Raw genomic sequence first — 25,432 nt, forward strand, 5'->3', positions numbered from 1 at the left:
GGCAGGCGCGAGCCGCAGCGGAATGCGGCCTGACCGCTTGAATTAGCCGGCAGAACTTGGTAGCTTCAGGGCTGTTAGCACTCGCGGTTGAGGAGTGCTAACAGCCCTTTTTCGTCTCCCGTTCACCGCCATTTCAAGCAGGAGGGTTGTACCATATGGCCACAAAAACAGCAACGAAGGTAACTCCGCTCTCCGATCGGGTCGTGGTTCGCGCCATGGAGGAGACCGAGCAGATGCGCGGCGGACTCTTCATCCCCGACACTGCCAAGGAAAAGCCGCAGCAGGGCGAGATCGTCGCCATCGGACCCGGCAAGTATGAGGACGGCAAGCTCGTCCCGATGACCGTCAAGGTCGGCGACAAGGTCCTCTACGGAAAGTACAGCGGCACCGAGGTCACCATCGACGATGAATCGCTCCTGATTCTCCGCGAGTCCGATGTGCTCGCGGTCATCAGCTAACCTGAAACGACAGAGAATCCAACATGGCAGCCAAAGAACTCCATTTCAACGTTGACGCCCGCGCAGCCCTGAAGCGCGGTGTCGATCAGCTCGCCGAGGCGGTCAGAGTCACCCTCGGCCCCAAGGGCAGAAACGTCGTAATCGACAAGAAGTTCGGTGCACCGACCATCACCAAGGACGGCGTCACCGTGGCAAAGGAGATCGAGCTCTCCGACGCCATCGAGAACATGGGCGCCCAGATGGTAAAGGAAGTCGCTACGAAGACGTCCGATATCGCTGGCGACGGCACCACCACCGCGACCATCCTCGCCCAGGCCATCTTCCGTGAAGGTCTCAAGAACGTCACCGCGGGCGTCAATCCGATGGCGCTCAAGCGCGGCATCGACAAGGGTGTCGCCGCCGTAGTCGAGGAGCTCAAGAGAATGAGCGTCCCGACCACCGGCAAGAAGGAGATCGCCCAGGTCGGCGCCATCTCCGCCAACAACGACAAGGAAATCGGTGACCTCATTGCCGAGGCGATGGAGAAGGTCGGCAAGGACGGCGTCATCACCGTCGAGGAAGCCAAGGGCCTCGAGACGACTCTGGAGACCGTCGAGGGCATGCAGTTCGACCGTGGCTACCTGTCGCCCTACTTCGTGACCGATCCGGAGAAGATGGAAGCCGTCCTCGAGGACGCGCTGATCCTGATCCACGACAAGAAGATCTCGTCGATGAAGGATCTCCTCCCGATTCTCGAGAAGGTGGCACAGCTCGGCAAGCCGATGCTCATCATCGCCGAGGACATAGAAGGTGAAGCGCTGGCTACGCTGGTCGTCAACAAGCTGCGCGGAACGCTCCGCGTGTGCGCCGTGAAGGCGCCAGGCTTCGGCGATCGCCGGAAGGCGATGCTGCAGGACGTCGCGGTCCTGACGAACGGACAGGTCATCAGCGAGGAAGTCGGCTTCAAGCTGGAGAACGTTGTCGTGACCGACCTCGGCAAGGCCAAGCGGATCGTGGTGGACAAGGACAACACGACGCTGATCGATGGCGGTGGCGACGACGCCAAGATCCAGGGGCGCATCAAGGAGATCAAGGCGGCGATCGAGAAGACCACCTCGGATTACGACAAGGAGAAGCTGCAGGAGCGCCTGGCGAAGATCGCGGGCGGTGTTGCGATAATTAACGTCGGGGCGGCGACCGAGAGCGAGATGAAGGAGAAGAAGGCTCGTGTCGAGGACGCGCTGCACGCAACGCGTGCTGCGGTGGAAGAGGGAATCGTCCCCGGCGGCGGCGTGGCATTCATCCGTGCGCAGCCCGCGCTCAAAAAGCTCAAGCTCGAGGATTCTGACGAGCAGATCGGAGTCGAGATCGTTCGTAAGGCGATCGAGGAGCCGATCCGGATGATCGTCCAGAACGCGGGTGCGGAGGGGAGCATCGTCGTCGAGAAAGTCCGTCTCTCGAAGGACCCCTCGTTCGGCTACAACGCTCTCACCGACAACTACGAGAACCTTGTCGAGGCCGGTGTCATCGATCCGACGAAGGTGGCACGCACCGCGCTTCAGAACGCGGCGTCGATCGCGGGCCTGCTTCTCACGACCGAAGCCTTGATAGTCGAGAAGAAGGAGCCGCAGAACAACGCTTCGGCAGGTGGTCCGCCGGGCGGCATGGGCGGGATGTACTAGTCGCTCGCTTTGGATGGAAAGAGAGGGGTCGCGAAAGCGGCCCCTCTCTTTTTGCTCATCGTTTGTTCTCAGCCGCGGATTGCGGATTGACCGCGAAAACCGGAAATTCGCGACATGCAACTTCTTGAGGAGCTGTTGGAGGCCTGGCGGTACACTCGCGACGGCATAATCGCCGAGCTCGTGAATCTCCCGGAATCGAAGCTCAACGAACCGCCGGCTGGATTGAGTCGTAGTGCGCTGGATCTGGCGAATCACATAGTTGAATCGGGAAGGCTCATGGCGGGAGAGCTGAGTCGCCCGGACGGCGATTTCCAGCGGAAGTCATATGCGGCGCTCATTGGCGAGTACGTGAAAGAGAGCGATGTCGCCTCTTCCAAACAGGAAGCTGTGGAGCTGCTGCGACGCAGTCATGCCGAAGGTGAGCACTCACTTCGCGCAGCCGGTGCCGCGCAGCTTTCAAAGCCAATCCGCCAGTTCAACGGTGTGCCCGCTTCGCGAATTGCGTGGCTGCACCACGGCATTTCGCACGAGGAATATCACCGCGGTCAGCTCGCGATCTACGCCCGGCTCTCTGGGGAAACGCCGGCATTGACGAAGCTCATCATGGGTGGCTGACCCGCGTCAGGAACGCGTCATGAGGAGCCGGACGGTGGCATTCCGTCGGAGCGACTGGTTCGACGGCTCTATTAGACCTCGCCAGGCTCCGATCAGCGATCCGGTTGCATCGCCGTCTCGTTCGGCGTAGAGTTACCGCCGGCAAGAAAACACAGCAGGATGGCATCAGGCCCTGGTCGCTGGGTCCGCCCTCGCTTTGCATTGCGCAGAACCGGTGGAGAAACCGTCATGGACTCTCAGGGGATGGCGACAGACGAAGCAGTAGAGAGCGGCGATTACGCGCTGACCGCGCCCGAGCAGCGCACGGTTGACGCTCTTTTCAGCGCCACTTATGAAGAGCTGCGGAGGCTCGCGTCGACAGTGAGGCGCGCGGACCAGAACAGCACGCTCTCGCCCACCACGCTCGTCAATGAAGCGTGGCTGAAGCTCGCCAGATCCCGCGGATTGACCGTGATGTCGGAGCTTCACTTCAAGCGCCTGGCCGCCCGCGCAATGCGGCAAGTGCTCGTTGAAGCCGCCAGGCGGCGGAATGCGCGTCGTCGCGGCGGCGAGGCGATGATCGTGACCTTCGACGACGGAGCAGAGCGCACGGATGCCGGCGCTGACGAGATTCTCGCGCTCGACCAGGCACTCTCCGATCTGGCTAAGCTTCAGCCGCGACAGGCAATGATGGTCGAGACCCGGTTCTTCGCGGGACTCGACGTGGCTGAGACAGCCCGGCTGTTGCACGTGTCGGAGGCGACTGTGCTCCGCGACTGGCGAGCCGCCAGAGCGTGGCTCGCGCGCGAGCTTCGAGCTTCCTGATCGAGAAGCCGCAATGGACCAGGAGCGCTGGGCGAGTGTTCAGTTTCTCTTCCACGAGACGGTCGATCGTCCCGAAAGCGAGCGCCAGCAATTCCTCGAGAAAGAATCCGGCGGCGACGACGCGCTCGTAGCCGATGTGCTCGCACTGAACAGCAAGGATGGAGCGGCGAAGTTTCGAGCGGAGCTCGCCTCCGCCGCTGCGAAGAAGCCTAGCCCGTAATAACCATCTCGACTCGGCGCGGCAGGACGACCGTTCGCGTCTCACCTTTCTCGATCGCGTTTCGATACCAGTCCGAATCCTTCCGCGCACCGCTCCCCTCCATCAGCCGGATAGCGAGCTCGGCCGCTTCGACAGGGTCCATGCGTATGCAGCCGTGCGACGCGGAGCTGCCGATGCTCTCGAGCTGGTCTGTCCCATGGATATAGTAGTCCGGCTCCTTGAAGAAGATCTTCACGAGCTTCATCGGGTTGCCGGGCTCACCCGGATCCTTTGCCGTTTTCTTCCTTGCCCATTTTGACTCGGGCGGCACCCACGCCGGGTGCCAGATTACCTTGCCGACCCTGAATGTGCCCCGCGGTGTCGGATACTTCGCACTTCCGTCCGCGAAGGTATAAGTCTTGACGACTTTTCCACCTTGCTGGACGTAGAGAATCTTGTCCGACAAGTCGGCTCGGAGCCGGATCGGGGCCAGCTGCTGGGCGCCGGCGTCTCGCGGTTTCAGGTATTCGGCACGAGCCGCATTGATCAGAATCCCCGCGACCGGGAGCAGAAGCAGTCCGACTATCTTACCCTTATTGCCCATCACTCATTCACTCCACGGTTATCGGCGTTCGATGCATTGCTTGAACGCAAGGCACGTTCCACATTTGTTTAGCAATCGGAGCGCACGACCGCCAATCCGGACGCTCAATGGCTGAATCAACGGGTTACCCAGAGGACGAGTTCGTCCCAAAACGTCCCACCGGCGAAGAGACGCTCTTGTCCACGAGCGGAACCATCGCCGTCGTGGATCTCCTCAGGATTATTGCTGCCGAGCGGCGGGACCGGAAATATCTCGCGACACGAGCCGCGGAGATAATCTGCCGAATTGGCCCCTATCGCTGGGTTGGGATTTACGACATCGGGCCCGAGGACGCCCACGTCTTCGCCTGGAGCGGAATCGGACCACCTGCCTTCGTAAGGTTCCCGGTCACTGCCGGCCTCACGGGCCAGGCAGTCAAGACCAACAAGACTGTCGTCGTGAACGACGTCTCAAAAAACCCGAGCTATCTCACAGCTTTTGCCGGGACTCGCTCGGAGATAATCGTCCCGATTCTCGATCCCACCCAGTCACGCGTCGTCGGGACAATCGACGTCGAGAGTGACCGGTTGAACGCGTTCGGCCCGAATGACCAGAAGGTACTGGAGCAATGCGGGCTGGCACTGGCCTCACTCTGGAAGTGACGCGTGAGCGCCGCGGAAATCTTTCTCGAGCGCTCACGCTACTATCTCGCTGAAGAGTACCCCGAAAAAATCCGCCTATGTGTCGCGGCGCTCCCTGACGGCGAGCTCTGGAAGCACTCCAACGAATCATCGAACAGCATCGGCAATCTTCTGTTGCATTTGGCGGGTAACATCAGGCAGTGGATAGTAGGAGGCGTGGGCGGAACTCCTGTTCAACGCGACCGCCCCGCTGAATTTTCCGCCCGCGACGGCCCCGACGCCGCCACGCTGCTCGAAAATCTCGAGTCCGCGGTTCGCGACGCCGATGCGGTAATTGCGGGGTTGACGGAGGCAGACCTCGCGCGATCGTGTACGATCCAGGGTCGTGAGACCAGCGTGCTCGCCGCGATCTATCATGTCGTCGAGCATTTCGCCATGCACACCGGGCAGATTGTCCTGATCACCAAGGAGCGCGCACCCGGGACGATCCGCTTCTACGACGATTCCGTGGGAAAGGCGACTCCCCTCTGGGGCCGCAGGGAAGGCATTCCGTAACGAGGTCCGGCCCGGCAGGTTGCCGCGGCCCGCCGCATGCTACAGTATCCGCGAGACAATTCCACCATTCAGCGAGCGCCACGATGAGACTCTGTACCGTACGGCACGCCGCGATCGTCTTGTCCGTCGCGGGGTGCGCCACAGCATCACCGACGCCTGTTGCCACGACCGGTTCAGCCACCTCCGGCTCGGGGACATCCGCATCGGGAATGTTCGTCACCACACTCGGCACCGATACGATCGCAATAGAGCGCTACAGGCGCACTGCCAACCGGCTGGAAGGCGACTACGTGTCGCGATTCCAGGGCGGGCGTACCGTTCGTTACGTTGCCGACCTCGCGCCTGACGGGCGCGTGCGATCTGTGTCCTACACGGAGGCACGCCTCGGCGCGAACGCACCGCCAGCGACAGTGACTACCACGACAATCAGTGACGGAACCGCCACGGTTGCGGTGCAACGCGGCGGTGTAGCAGACACGGCTCGAAGCGGAAATCGGACGTTCTCCGGCCTTGCAATCGGTCGTTTCCCTGGCATTCCGCCCTCAGCGGCGATCTATGAGCAGATGCTGATGGCCGCTCATCCAGCCGCCGGCGACTCGGCCGTGGTGGTGCTCCTTTCCCCCGGCAATCAGCCTGCGCCATCGACGTGGATCGTCAGAACGCCGAGCGGATACAGGTACCACAGCACGTTCTTCGGAGGCTGGACCGAGCAGGTTGTAACCGATCCCAGCGGACAGATCGTTTCCGTCGATGCGACCGCGGGAACGACGGTTGGAACGGTAACGCGACGCGCAGGCAACCTCGACTTCGATCGTCTGGCTCAGGCATGGACCAGCCTCGCGGCATCAGGTGGGCTTCAGGCGCAGGCTTCGCCGCCTGACACCGTTCGCGCGACTGTCGGTGCCGCGAACATCGAGATCGCATATAGCCGCCCGTTCCGCCGGGGCCGCACGATCTTCGGCAGCAACGTCGTGCCATACGACCGGGTGTGGCGAACGGGCGCAAACGCCGCAACGCAGATCACCACGAGCCGGGACTTGATGTTCGGAAGCACTCATCTGAAGGCAGGCAAGTACACACTCTGGACGCTTCCGTCGGCGAGCGGAACAAAGCTCATCATCAACAGCCAGACGGGGCAGTGGGGAACGGAGTACGATCCGAAGCGCGACGTCGCCCGGCTCGATCTGACGGCGAGGACGCTGGATGCACCGACGGAGCAGTTCACGATCCGCGTTGACCCCGCGGGCCAGGGCGGAGTGCTGAAGCTCGCCTGGGATCGCACCGAGTTTTCGATCCCGTTCACGGTCATGTAAGCTGAGCGGTATGAGGAAGCTGAAGCGGGGCTCCACGTCCGCCGGGATTGCACGATAATCTCTGAGCGGACGTGACCCGCTCTCCGCTCGACCTCGACCAGGAAACGATGCGGCGGCTCGGCCATCGGGTCGCGGACATCGTCGCCGAGCATCTGGGCACGATTCGCGGGGAGCGCGTCATGGCTTCGCTCCCGCGGTCGGAGCTCGGGAAGGTGCTTCAGCGCAGTGCGCCCGCCGAGGGCATCGAGTTCGAGGACCTTATTGCGACGCTCCAACGCAGCGTGTTCCCGTATCACGCGCGCGAGCCGCATCCCGGATTTCTCGCATACATCCCCAGCTGTCCCACATTTCCGGCGGTGCTCGGCGACTGGATCGCGAGCGGCTACAATTTTTTTGCCGGTGTGTGGCCGGTGGCCGCGGGTCCGAACGAGCTCGAGATCGTCGTGCTCGACTGGTTCAGGGAATGGATGGGCATGCCGGCCGGCAGCGGAGGCATTCTCACGACCGGTGGGTCCGCGGCTAATCTCACGGCTGTTGTCGCAGCACGTCATCGCGCCGTCGAGAGCGGCGCCGACATCTCCAACCTGACGGTCTACACGTCGGCGCAGGCGCATTCATCCGTGACGCGCGCAGGTTGGATCGCGGGAATTCCTCGCGCGAACTTCAGAACCGTTGCCATGGACAACCAGTACCGGATGCTCACCGACGATCTCGAGCGCGCCGTCGCCGCAGATCGTGCATCGGGATGCTCTCCGTTCATGGTAGTCGCGAGCGCGGGCACTACCAACACCGGCGCGGTCGATCCCCTGCACGAGATCGCGGACTTTTGTCTCGCCGAGAAGCTGTGGTTGCACGTCGACGCGGCCTACGCCGGATTTGCGGTGCTCACGCCGGAGGGTAAGCGCATGCTCGGGGGGCTCGAGCGCGCCGACAGTCTCACGATCGATCCACACAAGTGGCTCTTCGTGCCATTCGAGTGTGGCTGCCTTCTCGTGCGCGACCCCACGACGCTCGAGTCGGCGTTCCGGATATACCCGGAGTATCTGAAGGACGTGCAGCCTGCCGAGCAGGAGGTGAACTTCGCGGATCGGGGGGAGCAGCTCACGCGCTATTCACGAGCGCTGAAGGTGTGGCTGTCGGTAAGCTACTTCGGGACTGCCGCAATCGCGCAGGCAATCGAAGATGCTATGGATCGAGCGCGTCTTCTCGACGAGCTCGTCCGCGCATCAGCTGATTTCGAGATTCTTTCGCCGGCGCAGTTCGGAATAGTGTGCTTCCGTGCGAGACCGGCTGGCTGCGACCCTGGCGAGCTTGACGCACTGAACGAGAGAATAAACGCGCGCGTCGTTGCGGAGGGACGATTCATAATCTCTCCAACTCGTCTGCGGGGCGGCTACTCTCTTCGGATGTGCACACTCGGGTTTCGTACGACAACGGACGACATCCGCGCTCTCTTCGTCTCTGTCGAGAACGCTCTCTCCACTGAAAAGGAAGCGACCACGAAGCACACGAAGGGCACGAAGCAGACTACCGGCTAAATCAATGCTACGACCGAATCAACTTTTTCTTCGGGTTAACTCACCTTGGGGTGCAAGGCGTCTTCGCGGAAGCTGTTCCCCAAAAAATGCTGTGCTTCATGCGCTTCGTGGTCGCTTCCTTTGCAAGGAAGAACCGGGTTAGATCGCGAGCTCCAGCTGCCGGGCGGCGCGAGCGCCGGCGACTTCAAACGGCCCGCTCGGCCGTCCCTGCGACGCCGCAGTGATCAGCCCCGAAAAAGCAGTCCCGTCGAGGGCGGCGCGTACGGTTTCGAGCGCAATTTGCGGCCGGTTGTTCTTCTGGCTCAGGTGAGCTAGCACCAGATGAGTCAGGCCCCTATGCTCGCATTTTCGCGCGACGGCTGCTGCATCATCGTTGCTAAGGTGTCCGTAGCGGCTTCTGATGCGGTTCTGCAATACCGGCGGATACGGACCGCGACGAAGCATCTCGACGTCGTGGTTCGCTTCGATCATCAGGATCTCGACATCGTGCACGGCGCGCATCACTGCTTCGGTACAGACTCCCAGGTCGTAGACGATTCCGGCGCGCGCACCAGTCTCGCGTGACGTTGCAACAACGGCCAGCGGCTCGTTCGCGTCGTGCGAGGTAGCGATTGTCGCGATATCGATATCTCCGATCGTGAACCTTCCTCTGGCCGAAACGGTTTCCACTGATGCGCGGGCGAGAGATGCGCATCCGGTGCGGGTGCCCGCAGTCGCGAGAATCCGCCATCCCCAGCGTTTCGCCCCCGAGGCCACTCCCTTCACGTGATCGCCATGCTCGTGAGTGACTATCACGGCTTCGATCGACGACGGCGGCACGTCCATGAATTCCAGACGCTTTTCCATCCCGCGTGGGGAGAAACCGGCGTCGATCAGGATGCGCGTCTTGCCGGCTTCGATTACTACGGAGTTCCCCTTGCTTCCACTTCCAAGAACTCGAACTATCACTCTGTGCTTCCTCTGCTCTTGTAGAATGCGTCGGCGAGATGCTGCTTGCCGCTCTCGCTCAGCTCGACGTGACGGCGCGCCATCATCCGCTCGGCGACCTCGATGAATTTGTCGAGGTCGAACGTCCCGTAAGGCTCGCCGTCTCCCCAGGCGAAGGGAGGCACGAACTTCGATCCAACGTGGCCGCCGTAGACGTTTGCGCCGGCACCCAGAACCGCTCCTGTCGTCAGCATCGTTCCGATGCCCGTCTTCACATGATCGCCGAACAACGTCCCCAGAAACTGGCAGCCGGTATCGCGCATGCCCTCTGGAGTCCACATCTGAACGTTACCATAGGTGTTCTTGAGGTTGCTCGTCGTCGTGACCGCCCCGAGGTTCACCCAGCGGCCGAGGTAGGAGTGCCCCACAAATCCCGTATGTCCCTTGTTCGAGTGCCCCAGCATGATCGAGTTGCTTATCTCGCCTCTGACCTTGCAGGTCTCGCCAATCGAGCACGATCTGATCGCATCGCCAACGACTATTGTGTTTTCACCGATGTAGCACGGGCCCACAATCCGCGTGAAGGATGAAATCGTCGCGCCCCTGCATATGAGAATCGGCCCGGCAGAAGCGTCGAGCACAACGAAAGACTCGATGTGGGCGCCCGCCTCGCAGTACACCCCGTTGGTTCCTACTACAGTTGCGTTCCCGGCGGTCGAAAGGGTGAGCTTCAAGGCGAGGTCCCGGATATCGGCGGTGAGCTGAGGCGAGAGCTGATCTATGGGGTCCCATACATATTCCAGCCAGCGGCCCGTAATCCTTTTCCTTGGGTCGCGGGATTCGGGAGCCAGCGATCCCAGATCCAGTGCTCCGTCCGCCAGGTCAGACACACGGACTGCCTCACGAAGTCTGACTGCGCAGATCTGGTCGGCTGAGTGGTAGGCACCCGCGATATCCGGCCCGGAGGTCGGGTCGGCCAGATCAGTCCCGAGGGCCGTTACGAATCTCGAATTCGCGACCACCGATCCGGCGGGAATCTCTGCGTCTGCCGGAACCGCCCGCGGTGCATTCGCCTCGTCGAAATGAGCGAGATGACCTGCACCGATGAATCCGGCAGCCCTCAGTCCCGTAGCGAGCTCCCAGCGCTCCCGGATGATCATCGCCCCGGCCATCAGCTCCGACACAGGTCGGGTGAGGGCGAACGGCTCGAAGGTCCGCGCGCGAGCGTCATCGTAGAGATAGAGCGCGCTCACGCAGGATCCCTCAGGTCTTCCGGAAGAGAGTCCACCAGTGCCTTCAAATCCGCGGACCGATCGGTCGTTGTCACCAGTGTCACACCCGCCTTAGTGACCACCACCAGGTCATTCACACCATAGAGGACGACGGTGCCCTCCTCGGCGTGGACGACATTCCCGACGGCCTCGACCGCATACACGCTCCCGGAAGACACGTTGCCCGTCTCGTCTTCCGCCTTCACACGTCGCAGCGATCCCCACGTCCCAACGTCATCCCACCCAAAATCTCCCGGCAGGACTCTGACCTTGCTGCTTCGCTCCAGCACGCCGACATCGACAGAGACTGGCGTCACCGCCCTGAAAAACCGGTCGCCCGCATCGTGGCCGCCGACGTCGCCGGCGCCGCCGGCGTCGGCAAGCGCTCCGGACACCTCGGGCGTGAGCGCTCGAACCTCGGCGAGAAAGTCCGCGACTCTCCAGACAAAGATTCCCGAGTTCCAGAGGTATCCCTGATGGAGCATCCGCTCGGCGCGCTCCCGCGTAGGCTTTTCAACGAAGCGACTCACCGCAAGCGCTCCAGTCTCCGTTGCCGCTCCCGTCTGGATGTAGCCGAAGCCGGGATCGGCGCGAGTTGGAACCACGCCAACGGTCACGAGCGCGCCTTCCTCGATCGCCACTCTCTCCGCGGCAAGCAGCGACTCGCGGAATGCGTTGTCGTCTCCTATCGCCCAGTCGGAATGGACGCAGATCATCACGGCGTTTTCACCATCTCTGCGCGCGATCTGAACGGCTGCCCACGCGAGCGCTCCCGCGGTTCCCACCGGACGCGGCTCTGCAATGATGTTTTTCACGGGCAGGTCAGGCGCCGCAGCCGCTATTGCCTCGCGCAGAGGTCGCGTCGTCAGAACGAGTGTCTGCTCGGCGGGAATAATCGGAGACAGACGCCGGAGAGTGTTCACCAGCAGCGGGTCTGAGTCAACGAGAGGCAGGAGTTGTTTTGGGCGTGCCTGAGTGCTGAGCGGCCAGAAGCGGGAGCCGATGCCGCCGGCGAGAATGACTCCCCAGCGGCTCAATCGCTTCCCTCGGGAAGTTCCGCTCCGTCGTCCGGAGCAACGCCGGTAAGGCGCGCTATGAGCGTGTACAGCTTTTTCGGGCTGAAGGGCTTCGTGAGAAATTCGGTTGCGCCGCCTTCGCGAGCATCCTGCTCGTATCTGGCCTCGCCGGCGGCGGTGAGAATGATGATCGGAATGGCACTCCACTCCGGCCGGCCCCGCATATGATCCAGAACGTCCAGCCCCGAGAGACGCGGCATCATCAGATCGAGGACAACGAGGTCGGCCCCCTTCTCGCGCTCGAGGATCTCTATTGCTTCCTGGCCGTCGTAGGCGAGCGAGACGCGAAATGGCCCTTGCTCGAGCTTGATCTTGATGATTCGGCCAATGTGCGCTTCGTCGTCGGCGACAAGGATGTGGCGCTCTTCGGGTGGCTGCTGGCTCGTCATCCGTCTGCTCTAAAGGATTGACGCAATCGCCTGCCGATGCCGTCTGACATCATACAGCAGCATACCGAGGTCGGCGGACTGATCGGTGAGGACACAGAGCAGGGCGTCGTCGCCGACCGAGGAAACGATGGCATACCCGAACTCGTGCTCGACGAGAGCGAGGCGCATCTCGCCGCGCTGGGTGGTGTGTCCGATTTCGTCCGCAGAAGCAACCAGTCCGGGGATTCGTGCTGCCAAATCCTCTGCGTTCACTGGAATCTTTGATTGGGCGTCGATCAGCAGCCCATCGCGGCCGAGCACAACCACTGCTTCGATGCCGGGCCGCTGTCGGATGGCGACTGTAAGGTCGCGAATGCTCGGCATCGGTAAATCCGTCGAAAGTGTTGCGAAGCTAGATTGCGCAGAGGGTGAAGTCAAGCGGCCAATTGCTTGAACTGCCACGATTTACAGGGTATTATCGAAAGTTGCGGCGCAGCCGCCGACATCTCTTTTTCCTGACGAATGAACCTCAGAAAATCCATCGCCGGCGCCGCACTCACTGTGCTCGCGCTTTCAGCCTGTGACGACACGGACCCGTTTGCGGCGACACTGCCAACGGTAGAAGACTCCTATACGATCTTTGCCCTGAGCGGGACTCCACCGGCCTATCCGAGCGGCCTCAATACGGCTGCGCGCGCGGCCACGCGCGTGGACGGGAACGCCAACTTCGATGTTGCATTCGACATCAACGCCGAAGGCGCTGCGGTCGTGTATCCCGTGAAGCTGGTCGTGACCTCGATTGGCGGCGACAGGCCAGTCGGACTCCGGAAGGTCGACGCTCCATTCGACTCGGTGAAGATCGCCCCGACCGGCACTTACCCCGACAGCGCCGCCGTTGTCGCCGGCAGAGGTCAGGTGATTGTCGTCGAAGCTTATCGTGGCTCAAGCGGCGACATCTGCGCCTTTCACCTCTCTCAGAACATCTACACGAAGATCGTGATCGATTCGGTCGATGTCCCCGGCCGGACCATCAACATCAGGACCGTGATGGATCCGAACTGCGGGTTTAGATCCTTCGAACCGGGAATTCCCGGACAGTAGGAATGCATGACCTGCGCATGTTTCGGGAGCAGGTGGACACGCTTCGCGAAGGCATGCGCCGCCGGGGGAAGCTGGATTCGCTCGCGCCCGTCATAGACCGGGCGCAGGCAATCGACGCCGACAGGCGTGGGATGATCCAGGCTGCTGAAGAGCGCAAAGCCGCCCGCAACAGGATCAGTCAGGAGGTGGCCCGCCGAAAGAAAGCCGGCGAGAGCGCGGACGAGCTGCTCGGACAGTCGAGAAATCTTGGCGAAGAGATCGCCCGCCTCGAGGATGAGCTCGCTTCGCTCGAGTCGGATCTGACAGTCGCCCTCATGGAAATACCCAACCTCACACTGGCGGAGGTGCCCGAGGGAGGCGAGGAATTCAACGCTGTCGTTGCTTCGTGGGGCAAGCCAAGAGAAAAGGGAAGTGTCTCGCCGCATTGGGAGGTTGGCGCAAAGCTCGGCCTGATCGATTTCGACCGCGGCGCCAAAGTCGCGGGCTCGGGATTCATCCTGTACCGCGGGCTCGGTGCCCGTCTCGTACGCGGGCTCATGAACATGGAGCTCGATCTTCACGTGCGCGACCACGGTTACGAAGAGCTGTGGGTTCCGGTCGTCGTCAATCGCACGTCGATGACCGCGACCGGCCAGCTTCCGAAATTCGAGGACGACATGTACGCGCTGCGGGACGACGAGCTCTTCCTGATCCCGACAGCGGAAGTGCCGGTGACGAACATTTATCGTGATGAGATTCTCAACGCCGCCGAACTTCCCAAGAGCTTCGCAACGTGCTCGCGATGTTTTCGCCGGGAAGCGGGCGCTGCCGGAAAGGATACGCGTGGACTTCTGCGCGTTCACGAATTCGACAAGGTCGAGCTCGTGCGATACGCGACGCCCGAGTCCTCGCTGGACGAGCTGGAGCTTCTCACGGCGCACGCCGAAAAAGTGCTTCAGCTTCTCGAGCTGCCCTACCGCCGAGTGCTTCTCGCGGCGGGGGATACGGGCTTCAGCAGCGCCAAGACATTCGATCTCGAGGTGTTCGCGCCAGGGGTCGGCGCGTGGCTCGAGGTCTCGTCCTGCAGCTCTTTCACGGAGTATCAGGCTCGCCGCGGAAATATCCGATATCGACCGGCGGAAGGTGGGAAGCCGCGCTTCGTGCATACGTTGAACGGCTCAGCCCTCGCGTTCCCGCGAGTGATCGCTTCGATTCTCGAGCACCACCAGAATCCGGATGGCAGCGTCACACTCCCCGACGCGCTGAAGCCTTACGTCGGGTCCGACCGGCTGAGCTGAGCGTGCGCCGGCCGGCTCCGGTCACAATCGCCACAGTCTGCGTTGCCGCGCTGCTTGTCTGGTACGTCATCTACACGCAGGGGGTTGTTCGCGAGCTGCGTCGTGAAGCGTCACGGGTCGGATTGATGTACGCGCGCGTGTACGACGGTCTGAACGATCCCAACCCCGATGCTGCCAACACCACGCTGCTCGATCTCGCGAGGCACATTCGTGAGTCAGGTGTCCCACTGATACTCACCGACAGTCGCGGGAATCCCACCGATACGGCGAATCTCCCGATGACAGCGCCCCTAAATTCGCCTCAGCTGAAGGAGTACGTCAAAACGCTCGACCTGCAAAACCGACCCATCGTCGAAGGCGATGTTGGGACGGTTCATTACGGGAACACCCCGCTGGTTCGCGGCCTTCGAATCATCCCCCTCCTCCAGTCTCTGCTCATCGGCATGTTCCTGCTTGCAGGAGCGTACGCGATTCGCACGCGCGGCCGGGCTGACCGCGAGCAGATCTGGGCGGGAATGGCGCGCGAGTCCGCGCATCAGCTCGGTACCCCGCTCTCGAGCATGAGCGGGTGGATCGAGCTCCTTCGTGAAGCCGGTGGCGACGAAATGACACTGAGCGCCCTCGACCACATGGATGCCGACCTCGAGCGCCTGAAGCGCGTTGCGAATCGCTTCGAGCGCATCGGACGCCCGCCGAAAAAAGAGAAGGTCGATATCGGTGAGCTGGTGGACCGGGTCGCAGCGTACTTCCGCGCCCGCGTGCCAACGCTGGCGCAGCGCGTGACGGTGAACTCGACGCGCGGGGACGAACCGCTTGTCGTCCATGGCGATCCCGTACTTCTGGAATGGGCGATCGAATCCCTCGCGAAGAACGCAATCGATGCGCTTGCCGGCCGCGATGGGCGGGTGGACATGTCGGCAACGGCGCTGCCCGAGGGCCGCGTGCGCGTGCGAGTGTCCGACACCGGCCCCGGCGTCCCGCGAGAGCTTGGACGGCGCATCTTCGAGCCGGGCTTCAGCACGAAAGACCACGGCTGGGGCATCGGCTTGCCCCTCGCGCGGCGCATCATTCGCGACAACCATGGCGGCGAGCTGCTGCTCACCCCCTCCGAACGCGGAGCGACGTTCGACATTATCTTGAGTTGATGAACAGAGTGAGCGACACCGCCGCGCCCGAGTCGGTCGCCGGCGATGCCGAGCCCCTCGCCCGGCTCAACCCCGCACAGCGCGAAGCAGTTCTCCATCACGAAGGCCCACTACTGGTGATCGCCGGCGCCGGGTCGGGGAAGACGCGCGTCCTCACGACGCGGATTGCGCGCCTCATTCGCCACCACGGTGTTGATCCGATACGCATCCTGGCCGTCACGTTCACCAACAAGGCAGCCGGTGAGATGCGCGAGCGAATTGCGCGGCTTCTGTCCGAACCGGGCGAGGGGACCGCTGCGCCGTCTCCGTCCCCGGACGACATCCGCAAGATGTGGTGCGGCACATTCCACGCGATTGGCGCGAGAATGCTTCGCACAAACGCGGCTCGCGTTGGCCGCACGTCGAACTTCACGATCTACGATGAAGACGATACACTCGGTCTCATCAGAAGAGTGATGGAGCGAGTCGGAGTCTCGCCGAAGCAGTGGACGCCGAAATCCATTTCATCGCTGGTCTCCGACGCCAAGAACGCTCTCGTCACGCCTGCCGAGTATCAGGCGACTGCGTTCGATCCGTTGTCGCGTGCGGCGGCTGCGGTTTACAACGAGCTCGAGGGCGCACTCCGCTCGGCGAATGCGGTGACTTTCGATGACCTGCTCGTTCTTCCGGTCCAGGTCCTCCGCGAGAACCCCGAGGTGCTGGAGTATTACCGCGATCGCTTCAAGTTCATCCTCGTGGACGAGTACCAGGATACCAATCGTGCGCAGTTTCAGTTCATCAAGCTTCTTGGCAGCAGCCATGGCAACGTCGCCGTAGTCGGTGACGACGATCAATCCATCTATGGATGGCGTGGCGCGGACATCCGTAACATCCTCGATTTCGAGAAGGAGTTTGCGTCGGCGAAAGTCGTTCGGCTGGAGGAGAACTACCGTTCTACTCCGGGAATTCTCGAGGTCGCCAACGCCGCGATCAGCGCCAACGTTGCGCGGCGCGGCAAGACGCTCAGGGCAACGCGCCCTGGCGGCGATGCCGTCACTCTCGTTGCCGCACTCGACGAGCGGGATGAAGCCGATTTCGTCGCCGACGAGATTCACACGCGGCAGTCAACGGAGCAAAGGGAGCTTCGCGATTTCGCGATTCTGTACCGGACGAACTCGCAGAGCCGCGCGCTGGAGGATTCACTCCGCAAGAATGCGATTCCGTATCGTCTTGTCGGTGCGGTGAGATTCTACGATCGCCGGGAGATTCGCGATCTCATGAGCTACCTCAAGCTGATCGCCAATCCAGCCGACGACGAGGCGTTTCGCCGCTCTGTTGCGATCCCCAAACGAAAGCTGGGGGAGACGACCATCGAGGCCGTTGCAACCGCGGCTCGCAAGGCGAAGCTCCCGATGCTCGACGTGGCGTCGAAGCCGGAGCTATTGCCGAATGTTCGCTCCGCTGCGCGCGCAGCGCTTCAGGAATTCGCCGCTCTCATTGGCCGACTTCGCGAGCGCGCGCAGGACACCAGCGTGGACGATCTGCTCCGCGAGCTCGTTGAAGGAATCAGATATGCCGACTATCTCCAGGCCGATGCGCCGGAAAGTGCCCGCGACCGCCTCGAAAATGTCGCCGCCCTCATCGATGGCGCTGCGGAGACGGTGGTGGACGAGGGAGGATTGGTGGGGCTCACGCCGCTCGATCATTTCCTTCAGCGCGCGATGCTCGTTGCAGGTATCGATACGCTCGATGCGGACGCCGACGGAGTGACCCTCATGACGCTTCACAACGCGAAAGGACTCGAGTTTCCGATCGTCTTCATCACGGGACTCGAGGACGGCCTGTTTCCGCTGTCGCAGTCATTCGACCAGCCGCCCATGCTCGAGGAAGAGCGACGACTGTTCTACGTTGGCATCACTCGGGCGGAGCGGAAGCTCTACTTCTCGTACGCCGAGAGCCGCCGGCGAAACGGTGAATTCATGCCGTCGATCATGTCACGCTTTCTTCGCGAGATTCCGGAAGGCATGCTCGAGGGGCGCAAGACCATCAAGCTCCGCTCGGCGGGGCGCACCTATTCACGCGATCGGTTCGCTGACGGACCTGCATACCAGAGCACGAGTGCATGGCGCGCGAACACCGCGCGGAGCATGCATCAGGTGCCGGCGTGGCGCGGCGGGGCCGTGCCGGTGGAAGCTGACGTCTCACAGGACGAGCCGCTGTACAGGCCCGGCGAAAGAATCAAGCACCGGCTCTTCGGCGGCGGCGCGATCGTGGAGGTAAGCGGCCGCGGGAGAGACGTGAAAGCCGTCATCGATTTCGATGATGAAGGCGTCGGGCGGAAGACGATCAAGCTGGCGTATACCACCCTGGAGCGGGGCAACGAGTAGTGGCGGTAACGCACGATGACGTCCGCCACATCGCCGAGCTGGCCCGGCTTGGCGTGAGTCCCGAGCGCCTCGATGATCTGGTACGCGAGCTCAACGGCATCCTGACGCACATGGAGGTGCTCGCTCAGGTCGATACGGGCAATGGCGAAGAGGAGTCACCGCCGTCCGGCCAGCCACCGACGTCCACACCACTCCGTGCGGATTCCAGCGGGCCAATACCAATGCTCCTTCCGCTCGAATCGTTCGCCCCGTTGACTCGCGACGGATTCATAATTGTGCCGCGGCTCGCGTCGCACGACGATCCCATCGACGGCGCACCGTGAGCGCGGCCGACTTTCCGACGCTCACCGCTGACATGATCGCGGCTCGGGTGCGGGACGGAACGACGAGCCCGGCCGACATCGTTCGCGCGAGCTTTGCACGCGCCCGCGGTGTAGGCGCGGGCCGGGACCAGCTCAATATCATCCTCTGGAGCGACGAGGATGCGGCGCTCAAGGAGGCCGAGGTTCTCGCCACTCAGCTGGCTGGAGCGGCAATCGGTGGCGTCCTTTCCGGAGTACCGATTGCCGTCAAGGACAACATCGCGACGCTCGGCCTGCCGACGACCTGCGCGTCGAAGATTCTGGCCGGATACATAAGTCCCTATGAGGCAACTGCAATAACGAGATTGCGCGAAGAGGGAGCGATTATCGTCGCCAAGACGAACTGCGATGAATTCGCCATGGGCTCTTCGACAGAGAACAGCGCGTATGGCCCGACGCGGAATCCTGTCGACATCAGGCGCGTGCCGGGAGGATCTTCCGGCGGATCGGCCGCTGCAGTCGCTGCCGGGATCGTTCCCATCGCGCTTGGCTCGGAGACCGGTGGCTCCGTGAGGCAGCCGGCCGCTTTTTGCGGAATAGTCGGTGCGAAGCCGACTTACGGTCGTATCAGTCGCTATGGCCTTGTAGCCTTTGCTTCGTCACTCGACCACATCAGCGCGTTCGCGCGAAATGTCGATGACGCCGCGCTTGCCCTCGAGGTAATGGCCGGCGTCGATCCCCGCGACTCGACGTCAGTCGACGTCCCCGTTCCGTCGTATCGCGAGCAGTTCGTTTCGCGCGCCACCGTGTCTGCACCGCTCACCGGTGTCACGGTGGGCGTGCCTCGCGAATACTTCCCCGAGCAACTCGACGCCGGCATCCGGCATTACTGCGACCGAGCTCTCGATTATCTGCGGGAGCTTGGTGCAACAGTCCGCGACGTGTCGCTGCCTCACACATCACTGGCGATTCCTGTCTACTACATCATCGCTCCAGCGGAGGCGTCGTCCAACCTCGCTCGGTTCGACGGGGTGAGGTACGGCGCGCGTGTCGCCTCCGGCGATAGCTTACGCGGGATGTACGAGGCCACTCGTTCCGCGGGGTTCGGCCCCGAGGTTACGCGGCGCGTGCTTCTAGGTACGTACGTGCTTTCCGCGGGCTACTACGACGCCTACTACAAGAAGGCGCAGGAAGTCCGCAAGCTCATCACGCGCGATTTCACCAACGTGTTTGCCGACGGTGTGGACGTACTTTTCACGCCGACCACGCCTACGACAGCGTTTCCAATCGGCTCGATCAGCGATCCGTACGAGATGTACCTGAGCGATATCTTCACGGCCACAGCGAACCTCGCCGGCATACCCGCGATGTCGATGCCCATTGGTCGTGCCGACAATCTTCCGGTCGGCGGGCAGCTTCTCGCGGACCATTTCGATGAGCCGACGATGTTTCGCGTTGCCTACGCCCTCGAGCAGGCACTCGGCGAGGAAGCGCACCGGTGACGCGGGCTGCAGCAACCCTCGACTTCGCAAGCGAATGAGCAGCGACATGTACGAGATGGTGGTCGGGCTCGAGGTACACGTGCAGCTCAAGACGAGCAGCAAGGCGTTTTGCGGCTGCTCGACGGATTTTGGCGCGTCACCGAACGCCAACACCTGCCCCGTTTGCCTCGCGCTGCCGGGAGCGCTCCCGGTTCTCAACGCAGAGGCGGTAACGCTCGCAACGCGAGCTGCAGTCGCTCTTGGATGCAAGATCAACGAGACATCCATTTTCGCCCGCAAGAATTACTTTTATCCCGATTTGCCCAAAGGCTTTCAGATATCCCAGTACGATTGTCCGCTGGCGACTGGCGGCGGACTGGCCATCACAGCGGCGGACGGTGAGGAAAAGGTCATTGGCATCACGCGTCTTCACATGGAAGAAGACGCCGGCAAATCAATCCACGACCGGTATCCGGGCATCACCGCAATCGACTTGAATCGCGCTGGTGTGCCTCTCGTCGAAATTGTGAGCGAGCCGGACATCAGCTCGGCTGCGGAAGCGGGAACGTACCTGAGAACTCTTCGGCAGGTGCTCCAGTATCTCGACGTGAGCGACGTGAGCATGGAGGAAGGGAGCCTCCGTGTCGACGCGAATGTCAGCGCCCGCAGAAAAGGAGAGACACGCCTCGGCACGAAAACCGAGGTCAAGAACATGAATTCGTTTTCCGGTGTAGAGCGCGCGCTCACGTTCGAGTTCGCGAGGCAGTGTGAGCTGCTCGACCGCGGAGAGCGGGTGAGCCAGCAGACGCTTCTCTGGGATGCCGCAAAAGGTGAAGCGCGAATCAGCCGCAGCAAGGAAGAGAGCCACGACTACCGGTATTTCCCCGAGCCGGACCTCGGACCACTCATCCTCGACAGGGAATGGATCTCTTCCATCAAGGCGAGCATCCCCGAGCTTCCTCCTGCGCGAAAGAAACGCATCGCGGCGGATTTCAAGCTCACGCCGGAGGAGATCGACCAGCTTACAGCGCACCCGGTTGTGGCTGAGTACTTCGAGACCGTTGCGCGGGCGACCGGTGATGGGAAGGCGGCGGCGAACTGGGTCATGGGGGAGGTTCAGGCGGCGCTCAACGCAGGCTCTGGTGATCTATCGGAGTTCTCGGTGAGGCCGGCGGATCTGGCTCAGCTGATCAACATGATACGGGACGGCCTGGTGAGCCACGCGGCGGCGAAGCGTGTCTTTGCCGCAATGGTCGAGAGCGGCCAGCCGCCTGCGCAAATCGCGCACGAGCAGGGGCTGCTCAAGGTTGGCGATGATGCCGCACTCGCGGGATGGATCGATGAGGTCCTGGCCGAGCACCCCGAGGAGTCCGGGCGCTATCTCGCGGGAGAGCGGAAGCTTCAGGGCGTGCTGGTGGGATTTGTCATGAAGAAATCGGGCGGACGCGCCGATCCGAAGCGGGTGAATCAGCTATTGGCGTCGCGCGCAGGCGGGGGATAGAGCGGCTCGGCAAGCTGCTTCGCGTAGGCGAGCTGTGAGCTTGGCAGCCCGAAATGGGTTGTGGCTTCTCTGGCAATCTCATCGTCGTCACCTCCTCGTCTGAGCGCCGCGCGCCGCACGCGCTTCGCGGCTCTTAGTGCCCGCGTACCCGCGGGGTCGAGAGCGTAAGGCTCCGCGCGCTCGAAATGGTTCAGGAGATCGATGATGTAGTCGTACGCCCTGGTCATGTACAACGAGACATCCTGCTCGCGCAGATCCCATCTGCTCTTTTCCGAAACCATGTGGAAGATTCGCTGCCATGATTCCGTGTCTGCCACATAGACCATTCCGCGAAAGATTCGGCGGTTGGTGGGTGTGCTGAAGATGGTCGGACTCAGGATGCGATCGAGGTGCTCGTCAGAGGCGGAATGATCGCGCAGTATCACCTCGCGCGCGCGGCGACTGTAACGCTCGCCGATGTGCGTGTCGAACCGGCTTTCCCAGTAGCTGTGGCCCAGGGCAGTAGTAGTGGAGGTTATCGCCAGCTGGTGCGGGACGAAATAGTTGTGGGCGACTACGTCTGCGGCCAGGTGCGACAGGTATCCGAGCCCGAACGCGCGCATTCGATCCGCCCGTGCGTGCCCGAATATCTCGAGCCCGACATTCCACGAGTGGCAGTGCCTTCCGGCGGCGGCGTACTTCTTGGCCATGCTGGTGTCAGCCGCAATGTTGCCGTAAAGAAAATCATGCGGAAACGCGGCGATGAGCTCGGCGACCGACGCAGGCAGGAGCGTGAGCGAGCGCATGACTGCTTCGCCGAGGAAGATGTGAGTGCCCGGCGTCCATGCATAAGCCGCGGTGGGCGTCGCGGCGAGTAACACTATCGCGACGCAGAGAGCGGCGAGCAGGAAGACGAGCGGCTGTCTCATGGACAGCCGCTCCATCTCGCTAGATCCCGATCCGTTTTCGTTGGCGGCGTACGGCTTTCCGCAGATCCGTCATCTCTTCGCGGACGACATTGTTGATCGCTTCCCGTGCAGAGTCGACGTACTCGCGCACGGAGTCGGTAACGTCGTCCAGCGGAAGGTCGTCGATGAGCTCGGCACCCCGGTCGCGTGCCACGCGAAAGCCGCGAGCGGTACGCTTGCCGGCCCATCGTGCGCCTTCGCGCCCGTGCTCGGCCATCCATCGTGCTCCGGGCGCGGCCTGCTCGCCCGCCCAGCGTGCGCCTTCGAGCCCCGCGATTCCCGCGTAGCGCGCGCCGCGCCCCGCAGCGCCAATCATCGGGGCAATCGGACGCCGGCCGCTCGGGCCCGTTCGAAAGAGGAGTGTCACTGCCGCGCCGACTGCTGCGCCGATAAGCGCCGCAGTCAGAAGATCGAACTGCTGCTCGCGATCCTCGTCATCCGAGTTGTTCGTCGCGGGGGCGGACGCGCGGGCGCGGCTTCTCCCACCCTGGCTCGCCTTCAAGGTATCTGCCATCTAACGACTCCTCCTTTTCGAATGCTTCATGAATTCCAGTGCGCACGCCGCGCAATGTAGATGCGGTCGAGACGAACGCCGATTCCGCTTCCTCCTGAACAACCGCGAGCAGGGCATTCAGCTCCTGAATGCGCTCCTCGGCGAGCTCCACCGACGCCATCAGCCGTTGATTCGCCGATGCGACGGTCTGGCTGACCTTCTGGACGTCTACGCGAACCGACGTGCTGATGTAATTCACGTTGTCCGCGATGGTGCTCGCATGCCGCATGATCGGGTTGATGTCTCCGTAGATCCGGTCGAGCATGTCGCTGATCTTCGCATAGCTCTTTCTGAAGTTCCACGCCGCCGGAACAAGGGCGACAGCAAGCACGAGAAGGGCGATCGACGCGAGCCCGCTCGCGTAGGTGGTGATCTTCGCGAAAAGTCCCGGGTCGACCTCCACCTGCTTGGTGACGATCGTATCGGGAAGAGCCTGGGCGACCTGCATCAGCCAAGCCGATCCCGTAGTCAGCCATGCGCTCATGTGTCGGTTTTGTGCAAGGGTAGGGCCATGCTCTGCTCGCTCCGAGCAGCAGCGGTACAAACAGTGCTGCTAGCGATATATTAGCGCAACCGCCAGGGCTCAATGGCTCGATGCAGCTTACTTGTCCGCGCGGACCAGTTTTCCCCCCAGCTCCATCGCAAGAGACTCAATGCCGGCAGTCCAGTACATCGTCGAGGGTAGTCGTACCCTCCAGGGTACGATTCGTCCCTCGGGGAACAAGAACGCCGCTCTGCCAATCGTGGCCGCGGCGCTGCTCTCGGAAAATGTCGTTCGACTCGACAACATTCCTCATATCCGCGACATCGAGACTCTGATCCAGCTCATCCGCTCGGTGGGGGTGCAGGTGGACTGGAGCGCGCCGAACTCGCTCAGTATCCAGGCGACCGAAGTTCACGCCCGAGACCTCGACCCGGAGCTTTGCGCCAAGATCCGAGCGTCGATATTGCTAGCGGCGCCGCTCCTGGCGCGTTGTGGAGAGATCACACTGCCTCCTCCGGGCGGCGACGTCATCGGCCGCCGCCGTCTGGACACTCACTTTCTTGCCCTGGAGCAGCTCGGCGCGAAGATGACCTTCGAGAAGGGCCTCGTGCGCCTGAGCGTCTCGGGCTTTGTCGGCGCCGACGTCTTTCTCGATGAGCCCAGTGTAACCGCGACCGAGAACGCTCTCGTCGCAGCATCGGCGGCGAGGGGAAAGACAATCCTTCGCAACGCCGCGAGTGAGCCTCACGTTCAGGACCTCGCGCATTTTCTTGTTTCGCTGGGCTCACGAATCGAAGGCATAGGCACGAACACGATGACGATCGAGGGCGGAAGGCCGCTCGGCCGTGAAGAGATCCAGCACACAATAGGGCCCGATCACATCGAGGTTGGCTCGTTCATTGGACTCGCGGCAACTACGCGGTCCGAATTGAGGATCGAGGCCGCCGGCATCGAGCATCTGCGCTCCACTCGAATGGGCTTTGCACGCCTGGGGATCGAGTGCGTGGAGGACGGCGACGATCTCATCGTCCCGGCAAAGCAGCGGCGGAAGATTCAGGCCGACCTCGGCGATCACGTGCCGAAGCTCGAGGATCAGCCATGGCCGGCGTTCCCCGCCGACACGATGTCCATTGCGATCGTCACTGCGACGCAGTGTGAAGGACTGATCATGATGCACGAGAAGATGTTCGAGTCCCGACTCTTCTTCGTCGACAAGCTCATCACGATGGGCGCGAAGATCGTTCTGTGTGATCCGCACCGCGCGCTCGTTGCCGGGCCATCGGCGCTGCGCGGGGCGACTCTCGATTCGCCCGACATCCGCGCGGGAATGGCGCTGCTGATCGCCGCTCTCGGGGCGGAAGGCCAGAGCGTGATCAACAACGTCGGCCAGATCGAGCGCGGGTACGAGCGCATCGACGAGCGACTGGTCGCGCTCGGAGCAGGCGTGAGGCGTGTGGACGATCGCCGGAAATGACGGCGCCCGAAGAAACCGCGTCGGGAGAAGCTGAATCGGAAGCAGCGGCGCCTCTGAGAGAGGACGTTCCGGAGCTTCAAGCCATCGGCGTTCGCGCGTTCACGACGACGCGGCACGCCGGCACGTTCGGCCTCGCCGGACCCGACCCGGTTGGAGAAGTAATGTCACGCTGGATCGAGCTTCAGGACGAGCTATCGAGCAACGCGCGGCGCGTCGTGATCGGTCGGCAGGTTCACGGCAACCGGGTGCTCTCCCACGCCGGTGGATGGGAGGGCCTGCTTCGCACCGGCGAAGCCGATGGGCATCTCGCAACGGAGAAGGGAATCGCACTGACTGTTTCGATCGCCGACTGCATTCCGGTTTTTATTGCGCACGAGTCCGGCGCGGTGGCGCTACTCCACGTGGGATGGCGCGGCACCGCGGGACGAATCGTGGACAGCGGGCTGGCCGCGCTGGCGCGCCACAAGATTCCTCCGGATGAGCTGATGGTGCACCTCGGACCGGGTATCTGCGGGCGCTGCTACGAGGTGAGCGCCGACGTGCGAGCGGAGCTTACCGGCCAGCCTGCGAACCGCCCCGGAAATGTGGACCTCCGGGCGTTGCTTGCCGAACAGGCGCAGGAGGCGGGCGTGCAGAAGATCAGCGTCTCGCCATCCTGCACGCGCTGCGACAATGATCTGTTCTTCTCCCACCGCGCCGGTGATACCGGGCGTCAGCTCGGGGTTATCGTCGCTAGTCTCTGGTAGTCCTGCACTTGTGGGTTGCAGCATCTCACAGATCTTTCCGAACACG

At 62.5% G+C, this 25,432-nt stretch carries 27 protein-coding genes; 18 read left to right on the forward strand and 9 right to left on the reverse strand.

The window, feature by feature from the left end; genetic code table 11:
• Positions 1-155 precede the first annotated feature (155 nt).
• From VES88_01900 to VES88_01920, 5 genes are all read left to right on the forward strand, one after another.
• The gene (locus VES88_01900; protein HYN80229.1) at positions 156-458 is read left to right on the forward strand and encodes a co-chaperone GroES; all 303 of its coding nucleotides are present in this window, start codon (positions 156-158) and stop codon (positions 456-458) included.
• 23 nt (positions 459-481) lie between these two features.
• Positions 482-2,119, forward strand: coding sequence for a chaperonin GroEL (gene groL / locus VES88_01905; GenBank protein ID HYN80230.1), 1,638 nt, complete (start codon positions 482-484; stop codon positions 2,117-2,119).
• Between the two features lie 114 nt (positions 2,120-2,233).
• A complete protein-coding gene (locus VES88_01910; protein ID HYN80231.1) occupies positions 2,234-2,734 on the forward strand; it encodes a DinB family protein in 501 nt (166 codons plus the stop codon).
• A gap of 228 nt (positions 2,735-2,962) precedes the next feature.
• Positions 2,963-3,538 (forward strand): ECF-type sigma factor, encoded by a 576-nt coding sequence (locus VES88_01915; protein HYN80232.1) that lies wholly within the window; start codon positions 2,963-2,965, stop codon positions 3,536-3,538.
• Between the two features lie 13 nt (positions 3,539-3,551).
• Positions 3,552-3,758 (forward strand): hypothetical protein, encoded by a 207-nt coding sequence (locus VES88_01920; GenBank protein HYN80233.1) that lies wholly within the window; start codon positions 3,552-3,554, stop codon positions 3,756-3,758.
• Here the strand turns inward: VES88_01920 and VES88_01925 are convergent.
• A complete protein-coding gene (locus tag VES88_01925; protein ID HYN80234.1) occupies positions 3,748-4,341 on the reverse strand; it encodes a L,D-transpeptidase in 594 nt (197 codons plus the stop codon). The genes VES88_01920 and VES88_01925 overlap by 11 nt on opposite strands.
• A 107-nt stretch (positions 4,342-4,448) precedes the next feature.
• On the opposite strand from VES88_01925, the gene VES88_01930 reads away from it, so the two are divergent.
• From VES88_01930 to VES88_01945, 4 genes are all read left to right on the forward strand, one after another.
• Positions 4,449-4,982 carry a GAF domain-containing protein gene (locus VES88_01930; GenBank protein ID HYN80235.1) on the forward strand — a complete coding sequence of 178 codons (534 nt, stop codon included), beginning with the start codon at positions 4,449-4,451 and terminating at the stop codon, positions 4,980-4,982.
• Positions 4,983-4,985: 3 nt separating this feature from the next.
• Entirely contained in the window at positions 4,986-5,516 is a 531-nt protein-coding gene (locus VES88_01935; protein HYN80236.1) for a DinB family protein, read from the forward strand.
• An 83-nt stretch (positions 5,517-5,599) separates the two neighbouring features.
• Positions 5,600-6,829 (forward strand): DUF2911 domain-containing protein, encoded by a 1,230-nt coding sequence (locus VES88_01940; protein HYN80237.1) that lies wholly within the window; start codon positions 5,600-5,602, stop codon positions 6,827-6,829.
• 71 nt (positions 6,830-6,900) lie between these two features.
• Entirely contained in the window at positions 6,901-8,367 is a 1,467-nt protein-coding gene (locus VES88_01945; GenBank protein HYN80238.1) for a pyridoxal-dependent decarboxylase, read from the forward strand.
• 138 nt (positions 8,368-8,505) lie between these two features.
• Here VES88_01945 and VES88_01950 read toward each other — a convergent pair whose 3' ends face one another.
• From VES88_01950 to VES88_01970, 5 genes are read right to left on the reverse strand one after another with little or no spacing between them, the layout of a single operon-like run.
• Positions 8,506-9,315, reverse strand: coding sequence for an MBL fold metallo-hydrolase (locus VES88_01950; protein ID HYN80239.1), 810 nt, complete (start codon positions 9,313-9,315; stop codon positions 8,506-8,508).
• Positions 9,312-10,547, reverse strand: a complete 1,236-nt coding sequence (locus tag VES88_01955) for a putative sugar nucleotidyl transferase (protein HYN80240.1) — start codon at positions 10,545-10,547, stop codon at positions 9,312-9,314. The genes VES88_01950 and VES88_01955 overlap by 4 nt, the downstream gene beginning before the upstream one ends.
• Entirely contained in the window at positions 10,544-11,602 is a 1,059-nt protein-coding gene (locus VES88_01960; GenBank protein ID HYN80241.1) for a mannose-1-phosphate guanylyltransferase, read from the reverse strand. Before VES88_01960 ends, VES88_01955 begins: the two co-directional genes overlap by 4 nt.
• Positions 11,599-12,030 (reverse strand): response regulator transcription factor, encoded by a 432-nt coding sequence (locus VES88_01965; protein ID HYN80242.1) that lies wholly within the window; start codon positions 12,028-12,030, stop codon positions 11,599-11,601. Before VES88_01965 ends, VES88_01960 begins: the two co-directional genes overlap by 4 nt.
• A gap of 9 nt (positions 12,031-12,039) precedes the next feature.
• Positions 12,040-12,393: a roadblock/LC7 domain-containing protein gene (locus VES88_01970; GenBank protein HYN80243.1), complete on the reverse strand. Its 354-nt coding sequence runs from the start codon at positions 12,391-12,393 to the stop codon at positions 12,040-12,042.
• A gap of 138 nt (positions 12,394-12,531) precedes the next feature.
• On the opposite strand from VES88_01970, the gene VES88_01975 reads away from it, so the two are divergent.
• Genes VES88_01975 through gatB form a run of 7 tightly spaced genes read left to right on the forward strand, consistent with a single transcriptional unit; the run spans position 12,532 to position 21,182 of the window.
• On the forward strand, positions 12,532-13,110 hold the full coding sequence (locus tag VES88_01975; GenBank protein HYN80244.1) for a hypothetical protein: 579 nt from the start codon (positions 12,532-12,534) through the stop codon (positions 13,108-13,110).
• 2 nt (positions 13,111-13,112) lie between these two features.
• Positions 13,113-14,387, forward strand: a complete 1,275-nt coding sequence (gene serS, locus VES88_01980; protein ID HYN80245.1) for a serine--tRNA ligase — start codon at positions 13,113-13,115, stop codon at positions 14,385-14,387.
• Positions 14,388-14,389: 2 nt separating this feature from the next.
• Positions 14,390-15,532 carry a HAMP domain-containing sensor histidine kinase gene (locus tag VES88_01985; GenBank protein HYN80246.1) on the forward strand — a complete coding sequence of 381 codons (1,143 nt, stop codon included), beginning with the start codon at positions 14,390-14,392 and terminating at the stop codon, positions 15,530-15,532.
• Positions 15,532-17,898, forward strand: coding sequence for a UvrD-helicase domain-containing protein (locus VES88_01990; protein HYN80247.1), 2,367 nt, complete (start codon positions 15,532-15,534; stop codon positions 17,896-17,898). The genes VES88_01985 and VES88_01990 overlap by 1 nt, the downstream gene beginning before the upstream one ends.
• On the forward strand, positions 17,898-18,221 hold the full coding sequence (gene gatC / locus VES88_01995) for an Asp-tRNA(Asn)/Glu-tRNA(Gln) amidotransferase subunit GatC (protein HYN80248.1): 324 nt from the start codon (positions 17,898-17,900) through the stop codon (positions 18,219-18,221). Before VES88_01990 ends, gatC begins: the two co-directional genes overlap by 1 nt.
• Positions 18,218-19,702: an Asp-tRNA(Asn)/Glu-tRNA(Gln) amidotransferase subunit GatA gene (gene gatA, locus VES88_02000; protein ID HYN80249.1), complete on the forward strand. Its 1,485-nt coding sequence runs from the start codon at positions 18,218-18,220 to the stop codon at positions 19,700-19,702. Before gatC ends, gatA begins: the two co-directional genes overlap by 4 nt.
• Positions 19,703-19,736: 34 nt before the next feature.
• A complete protein-coding gene (gene gatB, locus VES88_02005) occupies positions 19,737-21,182 on the forward strand; it encodes an Asp-tRNA(Asn)/Glu-tRNA(Gln) amidotransferase subunit GatB (GenBank protein ID HYN80250.1) in 1,446 nt (481 codons plus the stop codon).
• On the opposite strand, the gene VES88_02010 is transcribed toward gatB, so the two are convergent.
• The 3 genes from VES88_02010 to VES88_02020 are packed head-to-tail and all read right to left on the reverse strand — an operon-like array spanning position 21,149 to position 23,166.
• Complete coding sequence (locus VES88_02010; GenBank protein HYN80251.1) at positions 21,149-22,090, reverse strand: zinc dependent phospholipase C family protein; 942 nt, start codon at positions 22,088-22,090, stop codon at positions 21,149-21,151. The genes gatB and VES88_02010 overlap by 34 nt on opposite strands.
• A gap of 19 nt (positions 22,091-22,109) precedes the next feature.
• A complete protein-coding gene (locus tag VES88_02015; protein HYN80252.1) occupies positions 22,110-22,643 on the reverse strand; it encodes a hypothetical protein in 534 nt (177 codons plus the stop codon).
• The gene (locus tag VES88_02020) at positions 22,564-23,166 is read right to left on the reverse strand and encodes a hypothetical protein (GenBank protein ID HYN80253.1); all 603 of its coding nucleotides are present in this window, start codon (positions 23,164-23,166) and stop codon (positions 22,564-22,566) included. Before VES88_02020 ends, VES88_02015 begins: the two co-directional genes overlap by 80 nt.
• Before the next feature lie 169 nt (positions 23,167-23,335).
• Between VES88_02020 and murA the strand changes: the two genes are divergently transcribed.
• Both murA and VES88_02030 read left to right on the forward strand, forming a co-directional pair.
• Complete coding sequence (gene murA / locus VES88_02025) at positions 23,336-24,640, forward strand: UDP-N-acetylglucosamine 1-carboxyvinyltransferase (GenBank protein HYN80254.1); 1,305 nt, start codon at positions 23,336-23,338, stop codon at positions 24,638-24,640.
• Complete coding sequence (locus VES88_02030) at positions 24,637-25,386, forward strand: polyphenol oxidase family protein (protein ID HYN80255.1); 750 nt, start codon at positions 24,637-24,639, stop codon at positions 25,384-25,386. Before murA ends, VES88_02030 begins: the two co-directional genes overlap by 4 nt.
• Positions 25,387-25,432: the final 46 nt, after the last annotated feature.

The sequence above is a fragment of the Gemmatimonadaceae bacterium genome (genome assembly GCA_035633115.1).
Lineage (GTDB): Bacteria > Gemmatimonadota > Gemmatimonadetes > Gemmatimonadales > Gemmatimonadaceae > UBA4720.